The following is a 19151-nucleotide window of genomic DNA, read 5'->3' on the forward strand; positions in this document are numbered from 1 at the left end:
AGTTGGAATAAAAGGGACTCATGAAACGCCTGCTGCTACCTGCGGTAATAGCCGCGCTGATGATCGGCGAGGTACACGCCGAGTCCTTCACCATCTCCGATATCCGCGTCAACGGATTGCAACGTGTATCGTCCGGCAGCGTCTTTGGCGCCTTGCCGCTGAACGTGGGCGAGGCCGTTGACGACAACAAATTGGCCGAGGCTTCCCGTTCCCTCTTCCGTACCGGATTCTTCCAGGATATCCAGCTGGGTCGTGACGGTAACGTCCTGGTCGTTAACCTGGTCGAGCGTCCTTCCATTTCCAGTATCACCCTGGAAGGCAACAAGGCGATCTCCAGCGACGACCTGATGAAGGGTCTCAAGCAGGCTGGTCTCGCCGAGGGTGAGATCTTCCAGCGTGCGACGCTGGAAGGGGTGCGTAATGAACTGCTGCGCCAGTACGTCGCCCAGGGCCGTTATTCCGCCAGCATCGATGCCGAAGTGGTGCCCCAGCCTCGCAACCGGGTGCAGCTGAAGATCACCATCAACGAGGGCGAGGTCGCGACCATCTCCCACGTCAACGTGGTGGGCAACACGGTCTTTGCCGAAGACGATCTCACCTCGCTGTTCGAGCTCAAGCCGAGCAACTGGTTGTCCTTCTTCCGTAACGATGACAAATACTCCCGGGAAAAGTTGGCGGGTGACCTCGAGCGTCTGCGTTCCTATTACCTGGATCGCGGCTACATCAACATGGACATCACCTCGACCCAGGTGTCCATCACGCCCGACAAGAAGCACGTCTACATCACGGTTAACGTCAACGAAGGGCAGAAGTACACCGTTCGTGAAGTCAAGCTGTCCGGCGACCTCAAGGTGCCGGAAGACGAACTGCGCAAACTGATGCTGGTCCAGCCGGGCCAGGTCTTCTCGCGCAAGGTCATGACCAGCACCTCGGACCTGATCACGCGTCGACTCGGCAACGAAGGCTATACCTTCGCCAACGTCAACGGCTTGCCCGAGCCCCATGACGACGACCACAGCGTTTCTCTGACCTATGTGGTCGACCCGGGCAAGCGTGCCTACGTCAACCGCATCAACTTCCGCGGCAACACCAAGACCGAGGACGAGGTGCTGCGTCGCGAGATGCGTCAGATGGAGGGCGGTTGGGCTTCCACCTACCTCATCGACCAGTCCAAGACCCGCCTCGAGCGCCTGGGCTACTTCAAGGAAGTCAAGGTCGAGACGCCCCAGGTGCCTGGCACCGACGACATGGTCGACGTCAATTACAACGTCGAAGAGCAGCCGTCGGGCTCCATCACAGCCAGCATCGGCTTCGCCCAGAGCGCCGGTCTGATCCTCGGTGGCTCCATCAGCCAGAACAACTTCCTGGGTACCGGCAACCAGGTCAGCATCGGTCTGACCCGTTCCCAGTACCAGAGTCGCTACAACTTCAGCTTCACCGACCCGTACTTCACCCCGGACGGCGTGAGCCTGGGTTACAACATCTTCTATCGCAGCACCGACTACAGCAAACTGTACGACAGTGACGTCTCCTACTACTCGATCAACAGCCTGGGTAGCGGTGTCACCCTGGGCTATCCGATCAGCGAGACCTCGCGCCTGACCTATGGTCTAAGCGTGCAGAAAGACGAGATCAATCCTGGTACATACAGTGCCGACGAGATCTACGATTTCGTCCAGCGCGAAGGGGATAACTTCACCAACTTCAAGGCCAGCATCGGCTGGTCGAGCTCGACCCTGAACCGCGGTGTCCTGCCGACCCGGGGTGCTTCCCAGAGCCTGACCGGTCAGATCACCATCCCGGGCAGCGACCTGAGCTTCTACAAACTCGACTACCGCGGCCAGCTGTTCACTCCGTTGACCGACAATACGGCGCTGCGCTTCCATACCGAGCTGGGCTATGGTGACGGCTATGGCAGTACCGACGGCCTACCGTTCTACGAGAACTATTACGCGGGCGGCTTCAACTCTGTACGGGGTTTCGAGGACAGCAGTCTGGGTCCGCGGACCACGCCACCGAGGAACCCGGCGACTTACGCTGATCAAGGTCAGGGCTACCGCGATCGGGAGAACGATGAGGCCTTCGGTGGCAATGTCCTGATCACCGGTGGTGTGGAATACCTTTTCCCCTTGCCCTTCGTGAAGGATCAGAAGTCCCTGCGAACCGTGCTGTTCTGGGACGTGGGTAACGTGTTCAGCACCAAGTGCTACCTGAACTCGACACAAAACTGCGGCGACGTCAGCTTCTCCAACATGGCCAGCTCCGTCGGCGTCGGTGTGACCTGGGTTACTGCCTTGGGTCCGCTGAGCTTCAGCCTCGGCGTTCCAGTCAAGAAGCCGACCAACTCCGATCCGCAGGTCTTCCAGTTCTCGCTGGGTCAGACGTTCTGACCCAGGTTACACCTTTGCGCTTTACGCAGGAGTCAACTGTGCACAAGTACACCCGTTACGCTCTGTTCGCTGCCGTTCTCGTTGCCGCTCCGGTTTTCGCCGACACCAAGATCGCCGTGCTGAACTACCAGATGGCCCTGCTGGAGTCGGACGCCGCCAAGAAGTACGCGGTCGATTCCGAAAAGAAATTCGGTCCTCAGCTGAACAAGCTGAAGAATCTGGAAGGCTCGGCCAAGGACATCCAGGACAAGCTCAACAAGGGCGGTGACAAGATGGCCCAGGCTGAGCGCACCCGTCTGGAAAATGATTTCCGCCAGAAAGCCCGGGATTTCCAGTTCCAGTCCAAGGAACTCAACGATGCCAAGGCCGCGTCCGACCGAGACATGCTCAAGCTGCTCAAGCCGCGCCTGGACAAGGCCGTGGAAGAGGTGCTGAAGAAGGGTGATTACGATCTGGTGCTCGAGCGCGGTGCCGTGGTGGACGTAAAGCCGCAGTACGACATCACGCGCCAAGTCATCGAGCGCATGAACGCGGGTCGTTAATGAGCCATACGACCTTTACGCTGGGCGAGCTGGCGCAATGGCTGGAAAGCCGCCAGTTGACCGTGGAATTACGCGGTTCGCCCGAGCGCCTGGTAACCGGCCTGGCTACCCTGCCAGAGGCCGGTGCTGACCAGCTGAGTTTTCTTGCCAATCCGCAGTATCGCCGCTATCTGGCCGACACCCAGGCTGGGGCGGTGCTGCTCACGGAAAAGGACGCCGACGGCTATGCCGGCGATGCCCTTATCCTGGCCAATCCCTATCTGGCCTATGCACGGCTGTCCCATCTGTTCGACCGCAAGCCACGTAGCGCGGCCGGCATCCATCCTACGGCGCTCGTCGCTGCGGATGCCCAGGTCGATCCGACGGCGGCCATTGGCCCCTATGTGGTGATTGAGGCACAGGCGCACATCGGTGCTGGCGTGAGTCTGGGAGCTCACTGCGTAGTGGGTGCGCGCAGCGTCATTGGTGCAGACAGCTGGCTGGCGCCACGGGTCACGCTCTATCACGACGTGATCATCGGCGAACGAGCAGTGGTGCAATCCGGCGCCGTGATCGGCGCGGAAGGCTTCGGCTTCGCCAGCGAGCGCGGCCAGTGGCAAAAAATCGCCCAGCTGGGTGGGGTGCTGATCGGCGACGACGTCGAGATCGGGGCCAATACCACCATCGACCGTGGCGCCCTGGCGAACACGATCATCAGTAATGGCGTCAAGCTCGACAACCAGATCATGATCGCGCACAACGTCCAGGTCGGTGAGCACACCGCCATGGCCGCCTGTGTCGGCATCTCTGGCAGTACCAAGATCGGCAAACACTGCACCATCGCCGGCGGCGTGGGCATGGTCGGTCATATCGAGGTGTGCGACAACGTGTTCGTCACCGGTATGACCATGGTGACTCGCTCGATTACCGAGCCCGGTGCCTATTCCTCCGGTACGGCCATGCAGCCGGCCGGGGAGTGGAAGAAGAGCGCCGCGCGGATTCGTCACCTCGACGACATGGCTCGCCGTCTGCAACATCTGGAAAAAATCGTTGCTACCGTGACCTCGCGGGATGACGCTGCTTCTGATGCTTGATTCTGCATCGGATGTTTCCCCTTTCTGAACAGGCCTTCCCCGACCATGATGGACATCAACGAGATCCGTGAATATCTCCCGCATCGCTATCCCTTTCTGTTAGTGGATCGCGTGCTGGAGCTGGATATCGAAGCCAAGCGCATTCGTGCCTACAAGAACGTCAGCATCAATGAGCCGTTCTTTACCGGCCACTTTCCCCAGCACCCGATCATGCCGGGCGTGCTGATCGTCGAGGCCATGGCGCAGGCAGCCGGTGTCCTTGGCTTCAAGATGATGAATTCCTCGCCGGCCGACGGCACCCTGTACTACTTCGTCGGATCGGATAAGCTGCGTTTTCGCCAGCCGGTGACGCCGGGTGATCAGCTGATGCTCGACGCTCGCTTCATCAGCACCAAGCGCGGCATCTGGAAATTCGAATGTCGGGCCAGTGTGGACGACAAGCCGGTCTGCTCGGCCGAGATCATCTGCGCGGAACGCAAGCTATGACGTTGATTGACCCCAGGGCTATCGTCGACCCCAAGGCACGGCTCGCTGCCGATGTCCAGGTCGGCCCCTGGTCGATCATCGGGCCAGATGTGGAGGTAGGCGAGGGTACCGTCATCGGGCCTCACGTCATCCTCAAGGGTCCGACCATGATCGGGCGTCACAATCGCATCTTCCAATTCTCGTCCATCGGCGAGGATACGCCTGACCTCAAGTATCAGGGCGAACCGACCCGGTTGCGGATCGGCGATCACAACACCATCCGCGAAGGGGTCACGATCCATCGCGGTACCGTGCAGGATCGGGAAGAGACCACCATTGGCGATCACAATCTGCTGATGGCCTATGTGCACATCGGCCATGACAGCGTGATCGGCAATCACTGCATCCTGGTCAACAACACGGCCCTCGCCGGACACGTGCATGTCGACGATTGGGCGATTCTCTCCGGCTATACCCTGGTCCATCAATTCTGCCGTATTGGCGCCCACAGCTTTTCCGGCATGGGCACGGCCATTGGCAAGGATGTACCGGCCTATGTCACGGTGTTCGGTAACCCAGCCGAAGCCCGTAGCATGAATTTCGAAGGCATGCGGCGGCGCGGCTTCTCGGCCGAGGCCATCAAGGAATTGCGCCGCGCCTACAAGGTGGTCTATCGCCAGGGGCTGACCGTCGATGACGCCATGCGGGAGCTGGAGCCGGTGGCCCAGCAGTTTCCCGAGGTGGCGGTATTCCGTGACTCCATCCTGAGTGCGACGCGTGGCATCACCCGCTGAGTTCGCCCAGCGTCCGCTGCGCGTCGCGCTGGTGGCAGGGGAGGCGTCGGGCGATCTGCTGGGCGCTGGCCTGATGCAGGCGCTGCGCGAGCAGCATCCGCATATTTCCTTCATGGGCGTCGGTGGTCCGCGGATGGAAGCCGAAGGGCTGGTGTCCGAGTTTCCCATGGAGCGCCTGGCAGTCATGGGGCTGGTCGAGGTGCTCGGCCGGCTGCGCGAACTGCTGGGCCGGCGCAAGGCGCTGATCGCCCAATTGCTCGATGCCCGTCCCGACGTCTTCATCGGTATCGATGCCCCGGATTTCGTCCTCGAGATCGAGGCCCAGCTGCATCGCGCGGGCATTCCCGCCGTGCATTACGTCAGCCCCTCGGTCTGGGCCTGGCGGCAGAAGCGGGTGCTGAAGATCCGTGATGGCTGCGACCTGATGCTGACCCTGTTTCCCTTCGAAGCCCGTTTCTACGAAGAGCAGCAGGTGCCGGTGCGTTTCGTCGGACATCCACTGGCCGACACCATTCCTTTGGACAGTGACCGCCTGACTGCCAGGCAGGCCCTGGGTTTGCCGGAACAGGGGCAGGTCGTGGCTCTGTTGCCCGGCAGTCGCGGTGGCGAAGTAGGGCGCCTCGGTGCGCTGTTCCTCGACGCTGCCGCCCAGTTGCTGGCCGTGCGTCCTGGTGTGCGTTTCGTCTTACCCTGTGCCAACGCCGCACGACGGGCTCAGGTGGAGCAATTGCTGGAAGGGCGACCGCCCTTGCCGCTGCTGCTGACCGATGGTCGCTCCCATGAAGTGCTGGCCGCCTGTGATGGCGTGCTGATCGCCTCGGGCACCGCGACCCTGGAGACACTGCTGTTCAAACGACCCATGGTGGTGGCCTATCGGGTGGCGCCCCTGACCTATCTGATTCTCAGGCAGCTGGTGAAAAGCCCCTACATTTCGCTGCCCAACCTCCTGGCCGGACGCAAGCTGGTGCCTGAGCTGATCCAGCACGAGGCAACGCCGGAGCGGCTGGTGGCTGAACTCCTGCCGCTGCTGGAGCGGCCGCAGCAGCAGACCGACAGCTTCGAAACCATCCATCACAGCCTGCGGCGCGATGCCTCGATCCAGGCGGCCGGCGCCGTGTTGGATCTCCTGCGGGCGCGCAGCTGATGCAGCTGGGGCTGGATTTCAATCTGGTCGAGGCGCTGGTCGCCGGGGTCGACGAAGTCGGTCGCGGCCCCTTATGTGGTGCTGTGGTGACAGCGGCGGTCATTCTTGATCCAGGCAAGCCCATCCTGGGGCTGAATGACTCCAAGAAGCTGTCGCTGGTCCGCCGTGAAGCCCTGTTCGAGGAGATTCAGGAAAAGGCCCTGGCCTGGTGCGTGGCCCGCGCCGAGGTCGCCGAGATCGATCGCCTGAACATCCTGCATGCCACCATGCTGGCCATGCAGCGGGCGGTGGAGGGCCTCCAAGTCCAGCCGCGTCTGGCGCTGATCGACGGCAATCGCTGCCCCAAACTGGCGGTGCCCAGTGCACCGGTGGTGAAGGGCGACAGCCAGGTCCCGGCAATCGCCGCGGCGTCCATTCTGGCCAAGGTGACCCGCGATCGCGAAATGCAGGTGCTGGATGCCCTCTATCCGGGCTATGGCCTGGCCGGACACAAGGGCTATCCCACCGCCGAGCACCTCGACGCGCTCAGGCGCCTGGGCCCCACGCCCATCCATCGGCGCTCCTTCGCACCGGTACGCGAGGCCTGGCTCGCCCTCGAGACCCAGGCCTCGACCCAGATCGTCGCGACCTACTGACGGCCGTCGCGGCGGTCTGACCCCAGGTCGACAATCCAGTACAATCCCGCGCCTCATGCATCAAGGGGTCTCTGCCATGTCCGCATCCTTCGTCCACCTGCGTCTACACACGGAATACTCCCTGGTCGACGGGATCGTGCGAGTGAAGGGGTTGGTCAAGGCCGCTGAAGCAGCCGGGATGCCGGCGGTGGCGGTGACCGACCAGGGTAACCTCTGTTCGCTGGTCAAGTTCTACAAGGCCGCCATGGGCGCCGGGATCAAGCCTATCGCTGGCGCCGACATCTGGATGGCCGGTCGCGATGGCAACGCCCCCCTGAGCCGCATGACCCTGCTGGTCATGAACGCCAAGGGCTATCGCAACCTCACCGAGCTCCTGTCCCGGGGTTTTCAGGAAGGTCAGCAGGACGGGCAGATCGTCATCCAGCGCGACTGGGTCAAGGAAGCCTGCGAAGGCCTGATCGCACTGTCCGGTTCGAAGGAAGGCGAAATCGGTCTGGCGCTGCTCGAAGGCGATCTGGCCCTGGCCGATCAGCTCTTCGAGGAATGGCAGCAGGTCTTCCAGGATCGCTTCTATCTGGAGATCCAGCGCACCGAAAGAGCAGGTGACGAAGAGCATCTGCATGCGGCGGTGGCCTTGGCCGATCGTTGTGGTGGTGCCCTGGTGGCGACCAACGACGTGCGCTTTCTCAAGGCCGAGGACTTCGAAGCCCACGAGACCCGCGTCTGCATCGGTGAGGGCCGTCCGCTGGACGATCCCCGGCGCGAGCGCAAGTACAGCGACCAGCAGTACCTGAAGTCGGCGGCCGAGATGGCCGAGCTGTTCAGCGACCTGCCCGAGGCGCTGGAAAACACCGTCGAGATCGCCAAGCGCTGCAACATCGAAATCCAGTTGGGCAAGTACTTCCTGCCCAACTTCCCGATTCCCAACGGGATGACCATCAACGACTACCTGCGCCATGTGTCCTTCGAGGGCCTGGAGGAGCGCCTGGCCGTGCTCTGGCCGCGCGAGACCACGCCGAACTACGAGGAAAAGCGCCAGGAGTACGTCGACCGGCTCAACTTCGAGCTCGACATCATCATCCAGATGGGCTTCCCCGGTTACTTCCTCATCGTGATGGACTTCATCAAGTGGGCGAAGAACAACGGCGTACCGGTCGGTCCCGGGCGGGGCTCGGGTGCCGGCTCCCTGGTGGCCTATGTGCTCAAGATCACCGACCTGGATCCGCTGGCCTACGACCTGCTGTTCGAGCGCTTCCTGAACCCCGAGCGGATCTCCATGCCCGACTTCGACGTCGACTTCTGCATGGACGGTCGTGACCGGGTGATCGAATACGTGGCCGACCTGTACGGCCGCGAGGCGGTGAGCCAGATCATCACGTTCGGCACCATGGCGGCCAAGGCGGTGGTGCGCGACGTGGCGCGGGTACAGGGCAAGTCCTATGGCCTGGCCGATCGCCTGTCGAAGATGATTCCTTTCGAAGTGGGCATGACCCTGCAGAAGGCCTTCGAGCAGGAAGAAGTGCTGCGCGACTTCCTGGCGACCGACGAGGACGCCAAGGAAATCTGGGACATGGCCCTGAAGCTGGAAGGCATCACCCGCGGCACCGGCAAGCACGCCGGCGGCGTGGTGATCGCGCCGACCAAGCTGACCGACTTCTCGCCCATCGCCTGCGACGAGGACGGCAACGGCCTGGTGACCCAGTTCGACAAGGACGACGTCGAGCAGGCCGGCCTGGTCAAGTTCGACTTCCTCGGCCTGCGCACCCTGACCATCATCAAGTGGGCGCTGGAGACCATCAACCGCACGGAAGTGGAGGAGGGGCGCGAGCCGCTCAACATCGACTTCATCCCGCTGGACGACAAGCCGACCTACGCCCTGCTGCAGAAGGCCGAGACCACTGCCGTCTTCCAGCTGGAATCCCGCGGCATGAAGGAGCTGATCAAGAAGCTCAAGCCGGACTGCCTGGAAGACCTCATCGCCCTGGTGGCGCTGTTCCGACCCGGTCCGCTGCAGTCGGGCATGGTGGACGACTTCATCAACCGCAAGCACGGTCGCGCCGAGCTGGCCTATCCGCACCCGGACTACCAGTACGATGGCCTGCAGCCGGTGCTGGCGCCGACCTACGGCATCATCCTCTACCAGGAGCAGGTGATGCAGATCGCCCAGGTCATGGGCGGCTACACCCTGGGCCAGGCGGACATGCTGCGCCGGGCCATGGGCAAGAAGAAGCCCGAGGAGATGGCCAAGCAGCGCGGCGGCTTCATCGAGGGCTGCGCCAATAACGGCATCGATGGTGAGCTGGCGGGCAATATCTTCGACCTGGTGGAGAAATTCGCCGGTTACGGCTTCAACAAGTCCCACTCGGCCGCCTATGGTCTGGTCTCCTACCAGACCGCCTGGCTGAAGACCCACTATCCGGCACCCTTCATGGCCGCGGTGCTGTCGGCGGACATGCACAACACCGACAAGGTGGTGATCCTCATCGAGGAATGCCGCCACATGAAGCTGCGCATCGACACGCCGGACGTGAACATCTCCGAGTTCAAGTTCACCGTGAACGAAGGCGGGCGAATCGTCTACGGCCTGGGCGCCATCAAGGGGGTGGGCGAGGGGCCGGTGGAGGCCATCGTCGAGGCACGTGCCGAAGGACCCTTCAAGGACCTGTTCGATTTCTGCGCGCGGGTGGACCTCAAGCGCATCAACAAGCGCACCCTGGAAGCTCTGATCCGCTCTGGCGCCCTGGATCGCCTGGGGCCGCACTACCATGACGAGATCAAGGCCTATCAGGCGACCATCGACCAGAACCGCGCCGTGCTGCTGGCGGCCATGGAAGAGGCCATCGCCTCGGCCGAGCAGACCGCCCGCAGTCACAACAGCGGCCATGTCGACCTCTTCGGTGGCGTCTTCGCCGAACCCGAGGCCGATGTCTATGCCAATCACCGGCGCGCCCGGGAGCTCAATCTCAAGGAGCGCCTGCGCGGAGAAAAGGAAACCCTGGGGCTGTACCTGACCGGCCACCCCATCGAGGAATACGAAGGCGAGGTGCGCCGGCTGGCGCGTCAGCGCATCGTCGACCTCAAGCCCTCGCGCGAGACCCAGACCGTGGCCGGGCTGATCGTCAACTTGCGGGTGATGAAGAACAAGCGTGGTGACAAAATGGGCTTCGTCACCCTGGACGACCGTTCCGGGCGCATCGAGGCCTCGCTGTTCGCCGAGGCTTTCAACGCGGCCCAGGCGCTCTTGCAGACCGACGCCCTGGTGATCGTCGAGGGCGAGGTCAGCCAGGACGACTTCTCCGGCGGCCTGCGGCTGCGCGCCAAGCGGGTGCTGGGCTTGGAAGAGGCCCGTACCGCCCTGGCGGAAAGTCTGAGGATCGCCGTGCGCAGCGAGTCCCTGGCCGGTGACCGGCTACGCTGGCTGGGTGAACTCTGCGGTCGTCACCGTGGTGCCTGTCCGGTCACCATCGACTACCAGGGCCCCACCGCGCGTGCCTTGCTGCAGTTCGGCGAGAATTACCGGATCGACCCGGCTGATGGCCTGATTCAAACCCTGCGTGACCAGTTCGGCAGGGAGAACGTCTTTCTCAACTATCGTTAAGCCCGAGCGCCTCGTGCGTTCCGTCCCAACCCTCGCCAGCGGCGGGTGCCAGTGACGCGGCAGGAGTCTCGACCTGTCTCGTCCGATCCCTTAAGGTAGGCGCCCCGGCCCCTGGCTCTAGATTGCAATAACGGATGCCCATGAACCCGAACTATCTCGATTTCGAACAGCCCATCGCCGATCTCCAGGCCAAGATCGAAGAACTTCGACTGGTCGGTAACGACAATGCGCTGAACATCAGTGACGAGATCGCCCGGTTGCAGGAGAAGAGCCAGGCGCTCACCAAGAGCATCTTCAGCGACCTGTCGAGTTGGCAGGTGGCCCGTCTGGCGCGTCATCCGCTGCGTCCCTACACCCTGGATTACATCAGCTACCTCTTCAGCGATTTCGAAGAGCTGCATGGCGACCGTCACTTCGCCGACGATCCGGCCATCGTGGGTGGCGTCGCCCGCCTGGAAGACCGTCCGGTAATGATCATCGGCCATCAGAAGGGCCGCGAAGTGCGCGAGAAGGTGCGGCGCAACTTCGGCATGCCGCGTCCGGAAGGCTATCGCAAGGCTTGCCGTCTGATGGAAATGGCCGAGCGTTTCAAGATGCCGATCCTGACCTTCATTGATACCCCCGGTGCCTACCCGGGCATCGATGCCGAAGAGCGTGGCCAGAGCGAGGCCATCGCCTGGAATCTGCGCGTCATGGCGCGTCTGAAGACTCCCATCATCGCCACCGTGATCGGCGAGGGTGGTTCCGGCGGCGCCCTGGCCATTGGCGTCTGCGATCAGCTCAACATGCTCCAGCACTCCACCTACTCGGTGATTTCGCCGGAAGGCTGCGCCTCCATCCTGTGGAAGACCGCCGAGAAGGCCCCCGATGCCGCCGAGGCCATGGGCATCACCGCCGAGCGGCTGAAGAGCCTGAACATCGTCGACCAGGTGATCGACGAGCCCCTGGGCGGTGCCCACCGCGATCCCCAGGCCATGGCCGCCAGCCTGCGCACCGCGCTGCTGGAACAGCTGGACGAACTCAAGGGCTACGATCTGCCGGCGCTGCTGGAGCGTCGTTACGAGCGCCTGATGAGCTACGGCATTTCCTGATCCCGCCTCCATGAGTCTGCTGGATCGGCTGCACGCCCGGCTGGAGCGGCAGCCGCCCACTCGTCACTGGCGGGTGGGTTTCTCTGGCGGACTCGACTCCACCGTCCTGCTGCACCTGTTCGCGCGCCTGCGCGAGCGTGGCCTGCTCGTCGAGCTGCAGGCGATACACGTGCACCATGGCCTGCAAGCCGTTGCGGATACCTGGGTCAGTCATTGCGCCCAGGTCTGTCAGGCATTGGCGGTTCCCCTCGATATCTTGCACGTGCGCACCGATCAGGCAGCCAGTCTCGAACGTGCCGCACGCGAGGCGCGCTATGCCGCCTTCGCACGGGTCCTGCCCGCGGAGGGCTGCCTGGTGCTCGGCCAGCACCGCGACGATCAGTTGGAGACGCTGCTGCATCGCCTGGTGCGTGGCACGGGTGTGAAGGGGCTGGCCGGCATGCCGGATGCGCGGCCGCTGGCTGCCGGTCGTCTCTGGCGCCCCTTGCTGGACGAGCCACGGGCCGCGCTGCTGGCCTATGCCCGGAACGAAAAGCTGGACTGGATCGAGGATCCCAGCAACGCCGACATCCAGCTGGATCGCAATTATCTGAGACACGAGGTGCTGCCCCGGCTGCGCACTCGCTGGCCAGGTGTCGACCAGGTCATGGCGCGCAGCGCTCGGCATCTGGCCGAGGCCGATGAGCTGCTGGGCGAGCTGGCCAGCCTGGATCTGCTGCGGGCTTGGCGAGGGGAGCAGCCCTTTGCCTGGGTGCCGCTGCCAAGCCTGGCTCTGGCGCCCCTGCAGACCCTGAGCGAGGCACGCCAGCGCAATGCCTTGCGCGCCTGGCTGGAACGTCTGACGCGCCAGCCTGACAGCGCCCATTGGGCCGGCTGGCAGGCGCTGCGCGAGGGGGGTGAGGCCAGCGATCCCTGCTGGCGCCTGGAAGGCGGCAGCGTGCGCCGTGGCGCTGGGCGGATCTGGTGGGTGCCGGATGCCTGGCAGGCCGAGCCGCTACCTGCGGCCTTAAACGGACAGGAAACCACCCTGGAGCTCGGGGGCAATGGCCGGCTGATATTCGTCGGTCGGCCTGCCGAATCCGGCTGGCGGATCGGCTATCGGCAGGGGGGCGAGCGGCTGCGGATCCCTGGTCGGGGCGCCCGTGATCTCAAGCGATTGCTCAATGAGCAGGCGGTGCCGCCGTTCCTACGCGGCCGTTTGCCGCTGCTCTGGCGAGGCGACGAACTGCTGGCCGTGGCCAATCTGCATGGCCTGGATGGTCTGCCAGGGGGAGGGCGGCTTGAGTGGCAGCCCGCAGACGGCATGGGTGGGTTTGAGCTGGGATGACCTTTAGGCTAGACTACGCTCCCGTCTTATACCGCATTTTCCGCTCGCCCCGAGTGGACGGTGTGCATTGGTCCGGCGCCAGGCCGACCGCTCTCGCTTTCATCGGCGGCTCTCCGCCTCAACGCAGATTCTAGGAATTTTCATGACGCGCTTTATTTTCGTCACGGGCGGTGTTGTTTCTTCTTTGGGGAAAGGCATCGCCTCGGCCTCCCTGGGCGCCATTCTGGAAGCGAGAGGGCTGAAGGTCACCATGCTCAAGCTGGATCCGTACATCAACGTGGATCCCGGCACCATGAGCCCCTTCCAGCACGGCGAGGTGTTCGTCACCCATGACGGCGCCGAAACCGACCTGGACCTGGGCCACTACGAGCGGTTCATCCGCACCACCGTGACCCAGAACAACAACTTCACCACCGGTCGCATCTACATGGACGTGCTGCGCAAGGAGCGCCGCGGCGACTACCTGGGCGCCACCGTGCAGGTGATCCCGCACATTACCGACGAGATCAAGCGGCGCATCATCAAGGGCGCTGGCGATGCCGATGTGGCCCTGGTGGAGATCGGCGGTACCGTCGGCGACATCGAGTCGCAGCCCTTCCTCGAAGCCATCCGCCAGCTGCGGGTAGAGATCGGGGCGCGTCGCGCCATGCTGATGCACCTGACCCTGGTGCCCTACATCGCTACCGCCGGCGAGACCAAGACCAAGCCGACCCAGCATTCGGTCAAGGAACTGCGCTCCATCGGCCTGCAACCCGATGTGCTGATCTGCCGTTCCGACCACACCGTCGACAGCTCCTCCCGTCGCAAGATCGCCCTCTTCACCAACGTCGAAGAGCGCGCGGTCATCTCCCTGGAAGACGTCGACACCATCTACCGCATCCCCTCGGTGCTGCATGCCCAGGGTCTGGACGAATTCGTCATCGAGCGCTTCGGCCTGGAGTGCCAGCCGGCCGATCTGTCCGAGTGGGATCGCGTGGTGGATGCCAAGCTCAATCCCGAGCAGGAAGTCACCATCGCCATGGTCGGCAAGTACATGGAGCTGCTCGACGCCTACAAGTCGCTGATCGAGGCCATGAACCACGCCGGTATCCAGAGCCGCACCAAGGTCAACCTGCGCTACATCGATTCCGAGCACATCGAGCAGCAGGGTACCCATCTGCTCAAGGGCGTCGATGCCATCCTCGTTCCCGGCGGCTTCGGCCTGCGCGGCGTGGAAGGCAAGATCGCCACCGTGCAGTACGCCCGCGAGAACAAGATTCCCTATTTGGGCATCTGCCTGGGCATGCAGGTGGCGGTCATTGAATTCGCCCGTAACGTGCTGGGCTGGAAAGACGCCAACTCCACTGAATTCGACAAGGCCAGCGGTCACCCCGTGGTCGGCCTGATCACCGAATGGCAGGATTCCACTGGCGCCACCGAGATCCGCACCGAAGGCTCCGATCTGGGCGGCACCATGCGCCTGGGCGCTCAGGAATGTCAGCTGATCAGCGGCACCCAGGTACATGACTGCTATGGCCAGGACGTCATCGTCGAGCGCCATCGTCATCGCTACGAGGTCAACAACAACCTGCTGCCGCAGATCCAGGCCGCCGGCCTGAAGATCTCCGGTCGTTCGGGCGACGGTGCCCTGGTGGAAGTGGTGGAAGCCCCGGATCATCCTTGGTTCGTCGCCTGCCAGTTCCACCCAGAGTTCACCTCCACCCCGCGTGATGGCCATCCGCTGTTCAGCGGCTTCGTCAACGCCGCCCTGCGCTACGCCAAGAAGGATTGATCATGACCGCTCAGAATATCGTCCGCGTCGGCAACATCGAGATCGCCAACGACAAGCCCTTCGTGCTGTTCGGCGGCATGAATGTGCTGGAATCCCGTGACCTGGCCATGCAGGTGTGCGAGCAATACGTCAAGGTGACCGAGAAGCTGGGTATCCCCTATGTCTTCAAGGCCAGCTTCGACAAGGCCAACCGCTCATCGGTAACCAGCTACCGTGGTCCCGGCATGGAGGCTGGCCTGCGCATCTTCGAAGAGCTCAAGGCCACCTTCGGCATGCCGGTGATCACCGACGTCCACGAGCCCTACCAGGCTGCCCCGGTGGCGGCGGTGTGCGACATCATCCAGCTGCCGGCCTTCCTCTCGCGGCAGACCGATCTGGTAGTGGCCATGGCCAAGACCGATGCCGTGATCAACATCAAGAAGGCCCAGTTCCTCGCGCCCCAGGAGATGAAGCACATCCTCGCCAAGTGCGAAGAAGCCGGTAACGACCAGCTGATCCTCTGCGAGCGTGGTTCCTCCTTCGGCTACAACAACCTGGTGGTCGACATGCTCGGCTTCGGCATCATGAAGAGCTTTGGCTACCCGGTGTTCTTCGACGTGACCCATGCCCTGCAGATGCCGGGCGGGCGCTCCGATTCCGCCGGCGGCCGCCGTGCCCAGGTCACCGACCTGGCCAAGGCCGGCATGAGCCAGGGCCTTGCCGGTCTGTTCCTCGAAGCCCATCCGGATCCTGAACACGCCAAGTGCGACGGCCCCTGTGCCTTGCGCCTGGACAAGCTGGAGCCTTTCCTGGCCCAGCTCAAGGCACTGGACGAGCTGGTGAAGTCGTTCACGCCGATCGAAACTGCCTAAGCGGCGGCTGAACCAAAAGGCCCGCGCGCAGCCGAAGGCTGATCCGTCAATGACCGGTAACATGGAGATCGATACAAAAATGGCTAACATCGTCGACATCAAGGGACGTGAGGTCCTGGATTCCCGCGGCAACCCCACCGTTGAAGCGGACGTGATCCTGGACAACGGTATCGTCGGTCGCGCCACCGCGCCGTCCGGCGCGTCCACCGGTTCGCGCGAGGCACTGGAGCTGCGCGACGGCGACAAGAGCCGCTATCTGGGCAAGGGCGTGCTGAAGGCCGTGGGCAACATCAACGGGCCGATCCGCGACCTGCTGCTGGGCAAGGATCCGAGCGACCAGAAGGCGCTGGACCGCGCCATGATCGAACTGGACGGTACCGACAACAAGGCCAAGCTGGGCGCCAACGCCATCCTGGCCGTGTCCCTGGCCGCTGCCAAGGCCGCCGCCGAAGACCAGGACCTGCCGCTCTACGCCCACATCGCCAACCTGAACGGCACCCCCGGCCAGTACTCCATGCCGGTGCCGATGATGAACATCATCAATGGCGGCGAGCATGCCGACAACAACGTCGACATCCAGGAATTCATGGTCCAGCCGGTCGGGGCCAAGAGCTTCGCCGACGCCCTGCGCGTGGGTGCCGAGATCTTCCATCACCTGAAAGCCGTGCTCAAGGCCCGTGGCCTGAGCACTTCCGTGGGTGACGAAGGCGGCTTCGCACCGAACCTGGCCTCCAACGCCGATGCCCTGGCTGCCATCGCCGAAGCGGTGAAGAACGCCGGCTACGAGCTGGGCACCGACGTGACCCTGGCCCTGGATTGCGCCTCCAGCGAGTTCTACAAAGACGGCCAGTACGACCTGTCCGGTGAAGGCAAGGCCTTCGACGCCAACGGTTTCGCCGACTACCTGGCCGGCCTGACCGAGCAGTTCCCGATCATCTCGATCGAAGACGGCATGGACGAGTCCGACTGGGCGGGCTGGAAGGCCCTGACCGACAAGATCGGCAGCAAGGTACAGCTGGTGGGCGACGATCTGTTCGTCACCAACACCAAGATCCTCAAGGAAGGCATCGAGAAGGGCATCGGTAACTCGATCCTGATCAAGTTCAACCAGATCGGCTCCCTGACCGAGACCCTGGAAGCCATCCAGATGGCCAAGGCCGCCGGCTACACCGCGGTGATCTCCCACCGCAGCGGCGAAACCGAAGACTCCACCATCGCCGACCTGGCCGTAGGTACCGCCGCCGGTCAGATCAAGACCGGCTCGCTGTGCCGTTCCGACCGCGTCTCCAAGTACAACCAGCTGCTGCGTATCGAAGAGCAACTGGGTGCCAAGGCACCGTACCGCGGCCGTGCCGAGTTCCGTAGCTAAGGGCTGTGTGAACGTGGAGGCGACGAGTCAGGTCGTTGCCTCCTGGCTCGTCTGCCGGACCACAGGATAGATGCCCAGTTTACAAGCGTAGAGCCGGGCTTCTATCCTGTTTTCGTTTCTGCCGCCGCCTTTGCGGCATCTGCCGCCCGCGAATCCGTTACCACCCATGCGAAGTCCCTACTGGCTGTTCCCCTTCCTGCTCCTGCTGCTTGGCGGTCTTCAGTATCGCCTGTGGGTTGGTGATGGCAGCTTCGCCCAGGTGCGCGAACTCAAGCAGCAGATCGCCGACCAGAATGGCGAGAACAAACGCCTGCTGGAGCGCAACGAGATTCTCGAAGCCGAGGTCGTCGAGCTCAAGAAAGGCATGGAGACCGTCGAGGAGCGTGCCCGCCACGAACTCGGCATGGTCAAACAAGGCGAAACCCTCTTCCTGCAATCCAAATAATGTCCCTGCTGCCTTCCTTCTGGGCGGTCATTCCCGCCGCGGGTGTGGGCGCGCGAATGCGTGCCGACCGGCCCAAGCAATACCTCGACCTGTGCGGCCGCAGCCTGCTGGAGCGCACCCTCGACTGTTTTCTCGATCATCCCCGTCTACGCGGCCTGGCGGTGAGCCTGGCGCCGGAAGATCCCTGGTGGCCGACGCTACCCTGCGCCACCGATGCCCGTATCCTTCGTGCACCGGGCGGTCGCGAGCGCGCCGACTCGGTACTCGGCGGCCTGCTGCTGCTAGCCGAGCAGGGTGCCACCGACGGCGACTGGGTGCTGGTGCATGACGCGGCGCGGCCCAATCTGCGACGTGATGACCTGGATCGGCTGCTGGCCGAACTGGCCCAGGACCCGGTGGGTGGCCTGCTGGGCGTGCCGGCGCGGGATACCCTCAAGCGTGTCGGGCGCGATGGCCGGGTGAGCGAAACCGTGGATCGCAGCCAGGTGTGGCTAGCCTACACACCGCAGATGTTCCGCCTCGGCGCCCTGCGCGATGCCCTCTGCGCCGGCCTAGCCGCGGGCGCCGCCATCACCGACGAGGCCTCGGCCATGGAATGGGCCGGCCATGCGCCGCGTCTGGTCGAGGGCCGGGTGGACAACATCAAGGTCACCACCCCCGAAGACCTGCAGCGACTGCAAGTTGTCTTCGCCGAGGCCTAGGACTCAGGCCTGTAGCTACACCTCGATCAGAAAGCGAGCCAGCGATGCTCACCCCCTGGATAGGGAGCGGCCGCCCAGGCGCTCCGCGCCCAGTCCCTGTTTGAGATGCTCCACCAGCAGGCGAATCTTTGGCGAGAGAAAGCGCCGCTGCGGATACAGGGCCCAGACCGCGCTATTGGGCGGCTGACGGTTGTCCAGCAGCGCGCGCAGCTCGCCGCGCGCCAGATGCGGCTGCACGTAGTAGTCCGGCAGCTGGCACAGACCGAAGCCACGCAGCGCGGCGTCCAATACCGCCTGGCCGCTGTTGCAGCGCCAGGAGCCCTGGACGCGGTGCAACACCTCGCGCTCGTTTTCGCGAAAGCTCCAGATGTCGCTGGTGCCGACCAGGCAGCGATGGCGGCTCAGTTCCGACAGGGTATGGGGCGCCCCGAAGCGCTCCAGATAGCTGGGGGCGGCGCACAGGTAGAGCTCCCGCGGCGCCAGCCGCGTCGCCACCAGGCGGGAATCGGCCAGGCGACCCAGGCGGATGGCCAGGTCGTAACCCTCGTGGAGCAGGTCGACGGTGCGATTGGTCAGGTCCAGTTCCAGGCTCACCTCGGGATGGCGGGCAAGGAAGTCATTGACCAGCGGCACGACGAAACGCTCGCCATAGGTCACGGCGCAGGTCATGCGGATCAGCCCCTTGGGCTGGCTGGAGAGGTCGCTGACCTCGCGCAGGGCTTCGTCGCGGGCCTCCTGCAGGCGACGGCAGTGTTGCAGGAAGGTGTGGCCGGCCTCGGTGAGGGCCACGCTGCGGGTGCTGCGGTAGAGCAGCCGAGCCTGCAGGCGCTCCTCCAGCCGTGCCACCTGGCGACTGACGTGGGAAGTGGAGGTCCCCAGGCGATCGGCGGCCTGGCCAAAGTGCAGGGTATTTGCCACCGCGACGAACTCATCGATGCCCTCCCAGCCCATGATT

The 19151-nt window shown here is 63.7% G+C and carries 16 protein-coding genes; 15 read left to right on the top strand and 1 reads right to left on the bottom strand.

The window, feature by feature from the left end:
- Positions 1–20: 20 nt before the first annotated feature.
- The 15 genes from bamA to ispD all read left to right on the top strand — a co-directional run bounded on the left by bamA (position 21) and on the right by ispD (position 18196).
- A complete protein-coding gene (gene bamA, locus APT59_RS06160) occupies positions 21–2390 on the top strand; it encodes an outer membrane protein assembly factor BamA (RefSeq protein WP_059314050.1) in 2370 nt (789 codons plus the stop codon).
- A 38-nt stretch (positions 2391–2428) separates the two neighbouring features.
- Positions 2429–2932: an OmpH family outer membrane protein gene (locus APT59_RS06165; RefSeq protein ID WP_059314051.1), complete on the top strand. Its 504-nt coding sequence runs from the start codon at positions 2429–2431 to the stop codon at positions 2930–2932.
- Positions 2932–4005 (top strand): UDP-3-O-(3-hydroxymyristoyl)glucosamine N-acyltransferase, encoded by a 1074-nt coding sequence (gene lpxD, locus APT59_RS06170; RefSeq protein WP_059314052.1) that lies wholly within the window; start codon positions 2932–2934, stop codon positions 4003–4005. The genes APT59_RS06165 and lpxD overlap by 1 nt, the downstream gene beginning before the upstream one ends.
- A gap of 45 nt (positions 4006–4050) precedes the next feature.
- Complete coding sequence (gene fabZ, locus APT59_RS06175; protein ID WP_059314053.1) at positions 4051–4491, top strand: 3-hydroxyacyl-ACP dehydratase FabZ; 441 nt, start codon at positions 4051–4053, stop codon at positions 4489–4491.
- Complete coding sequence (gene lpxA / locus APT59_RS06180) at positions 4488–5264, top strand: acyl-ACP--UDP-N-acetylglucosamine O-acyltransferase (protein WP_059314054.1); 777 nt, start codon at positions 4488–4490, stop codon at positions 5262–5264. Before fabZ ends, lpxA begins: the two co-directional genes overlap by 4 nt.
- A complete protein-coding gene (gene lpxB, locus APT59_RS06185) occupies positions 5248–6408 on the top strand; it encodes a lipid-A-disaccharide synthase (RefSeq protein ID WP_059314055.1) in 1161 nt (386 codons plus the stop codon). Before lpxA ends, lpxB begins: the two co-directional genes overlap by 17 nt.
- Positions 6408–7043, top strand: coding sequence for a ribonuclease HII (rnhB, locus tag APT59_RS06190; RefSeq protein ID WP_059314056.1), 636 nt, complete (start codon positions 6408–6410; stop codon positions 7041–7043). The genes lpxB and rnhB overlap by 1 nt, the downstream gene beginning before the upstream one ends.
- A 76-nt stretch (positions 7044–7119) precedes the next feature.
- On the top strand, positions 7120–10641 hold the full coding sequence (gene dnaE, locus APT59_RS06195) for a DNA polymerase III subunit alpha (protein WP_059314057.1): 3522 nt from the start codon (positions 7120–7122) through the stop codon (positions 10639–10641).
- A gap of 140 nt (positions 10642–10781) precedes the next feature.
- Positions 10782–11732, top strand: coding sequence for an acetyl-CoA carboxylase carboxyltransferase subunit alpha (locus APT59_RS06200; RefSeq protein WP_059314058.1), 951 nt, complete (start codon positions 10782–10784; stop codon positions 11730–11732).
- A 10-nt stretch (positions 11733–11742) separates the two neighbouring features.
- A complete protein-coding gene (tilS, locus tag APT59_RS06205; protein WP_059314059.1) occupies positions 11743–13059 on the top strand; it encodes a tRNA lysidine(34) synthetase TilS in 1317 nt (438 codons plus the stop codon).
- 142 nt (positions 13060–13201) lie between these two features.
- On the top strand, positions 13202–14830 hold the full coding sequence (locus APT59_RS06210; protein ID WP_059314060.1) for a CTP synthase: 1629 nt from the start codon (positions 13202–13204) through the stop codon (positions 14828–14830).
- A 2-nt stretch (positions 14831–14832) separates the two neighbouring features.
- Complete coding sequence (gene kdsA, locus APT59_RS06215; RefSeq protein WP_059314061.1) at positions 14833–15681, top strand: 3-deoxy-8-phosphooctulonate synthase; 849 nt, start codon at positions 14833–14835, stop codon at positions 15679–15681.
- A gap of 79 nt (positions 15682–15760) precedes the next feature.
- Positions 15761–17050 carry a phosphopyruvate hydratase gene (eno, locus tag APT59_RS06220; protein ID WP_007159474.1) on the top strand — a complete coding sequence of 430 codons (1290 nt, stop codon included), beginning with the start codon at positions 15761–15763 and terminating at the stop codon, positions 17048–17050.
- A 166-nt stretch (positions 17051–17216) separates the two neighbouring features.
- Positions 17217–17495: a septum formation initiator family protein gene (locus APT59_RS06225; RefSeq protein WP_007159473.1), complete on the top strand. Its 279-nt coding sequence runs from the start codon at positions 17217–17219 to the stop codon at positions 17493–17495.
- Positions 17495–18196: a 2-C-methyl-D-erythritol 4-phosphate cytidylyltransferase gene (gene ispD, locus APT59_RS06230; protein ID WP_059314062.1), complete on the top strand. Its 702-nt coding sequence runs from the start codon at positions 17495–17497 to the stop codon at positions 18194–18196. The genes APT59_RS06225 and ispD overlap by 1 nt, the downstream gene beginning before the upstream one ends.
- Positions 18197–18244: 48 nt before the next feature.
- Here ispD and APT59_RS06235 read toward each other — a convergent pair whose 3' ends face one another.
- Entirely contained in the window at positions 18245–19150 is a 906-nt protein-coding gene (locus APT59_RS06235; protein ID WP_156428993.1) for a LysR substrate-binding domain-containing protein, read from the bottom strand.
- Position 19151: the final 1 nt, after the last annotated feature.

The organism is Pseudomonas oryzihabitans (assembly GCF_001518815.1).
Taxonomy (GTDB): Bacteria; Pseudomonadota; Gammaproteobacteria; order Pseudomonadales; family Pseudomonadaceae; genus Chryseomonas; species Chryseomonas oryzihabitans_E.

Excerpts from the sequence above, each read along its gene's own strand:
- bamA (WP_059314050.1), top strand. The coding sequence starts at position 21 with ATGAAACGCCTGCTGCTACCTGCGGTAATAGCCGCGCTGATGATCGGC.
- lpxD (WP_059314052.1), top strand. The coding sequence starts at position 2,932 with ATGAGCCATACGACCTTTACGCTGGGCGAGCTGGCGCAATGGCTGGAA.
- fabZ (WP_059314053.1), top strand. The coding sequence starts at position 4,051 with ATGATGGACATCAACGAGATCCGTGAATATCTCCCGCATCGCTATCCC.
- lpxA (WP_059314054.1), top strand. The coding sequence starts at position 4,488 with ATGACGTTGATTGACCCCAGGGCTATCGTCGACCCCAAGGCACGGCTC.
- rnhB (WP_059314056.1), top strand. The coding sequence starts at position 6,408 with ATGCAGCTGGGGCTGGATTTCAATCTGGTCGAGGCGCTGGTCGCCGGG.
- dnaE (WP_059314057.1), top strand. The coding sequence starts at position 7,120 with ATGTCCGCATCCTTCGTCCACCTGCGTCTACACACGGAATACTCCCTG.
- APT59_RS06200 (WP_059314058.1), top strand. The coding sequence starts at position 10,782 with ATGAACCCGAACTATCTCGATTTCGAACAGCCCATCGCCGATCTCCAG.
- tilS (WP_059314059.1), top strand. The coding sequence starts at position 11,743 with ATGAGTCTGCTGGATCGGCTGCACGCCCGGCTGGAGCGGCAGCCGCCC.
- APT59_RS06210 (WP_059314060.1), top strand. The coding sequence starts at position 13,202 with ATGACGCGCTTTATTTTCGTCACGGGCGGTGTTGTTTCTTCTTTGGGG.
- kdsA (WP_059314061.1), top strand. The coding sequence starts at position 14,833 with ATGACCGCTCAGAATATCGTCCGCGTCGGCAACATCGAGATCGCCAAC.
- eno (WP_007159474.1), top strand. The coding sequence starts at position 15,761 with ATGGCTAACATCGTCGACATCAAGGGACGTGAGGTCCTGGATTCCCGC.
- APT59_RS06225 (WP_007159473.1), top strand. The coding sequence starts at position 17,217 with ATGCGAAGTCCCTACTGGCTGTTCCCCTTCCTGCTCCTGCTGCTTGGC.
- ispD (WP_059314062.1), top strand. The coding sequence starts at position 17,495 with ATGTCCCTGCTGCCTTCCTTCTGGGCGGTCATTCCCGCCGCGGGTGTG.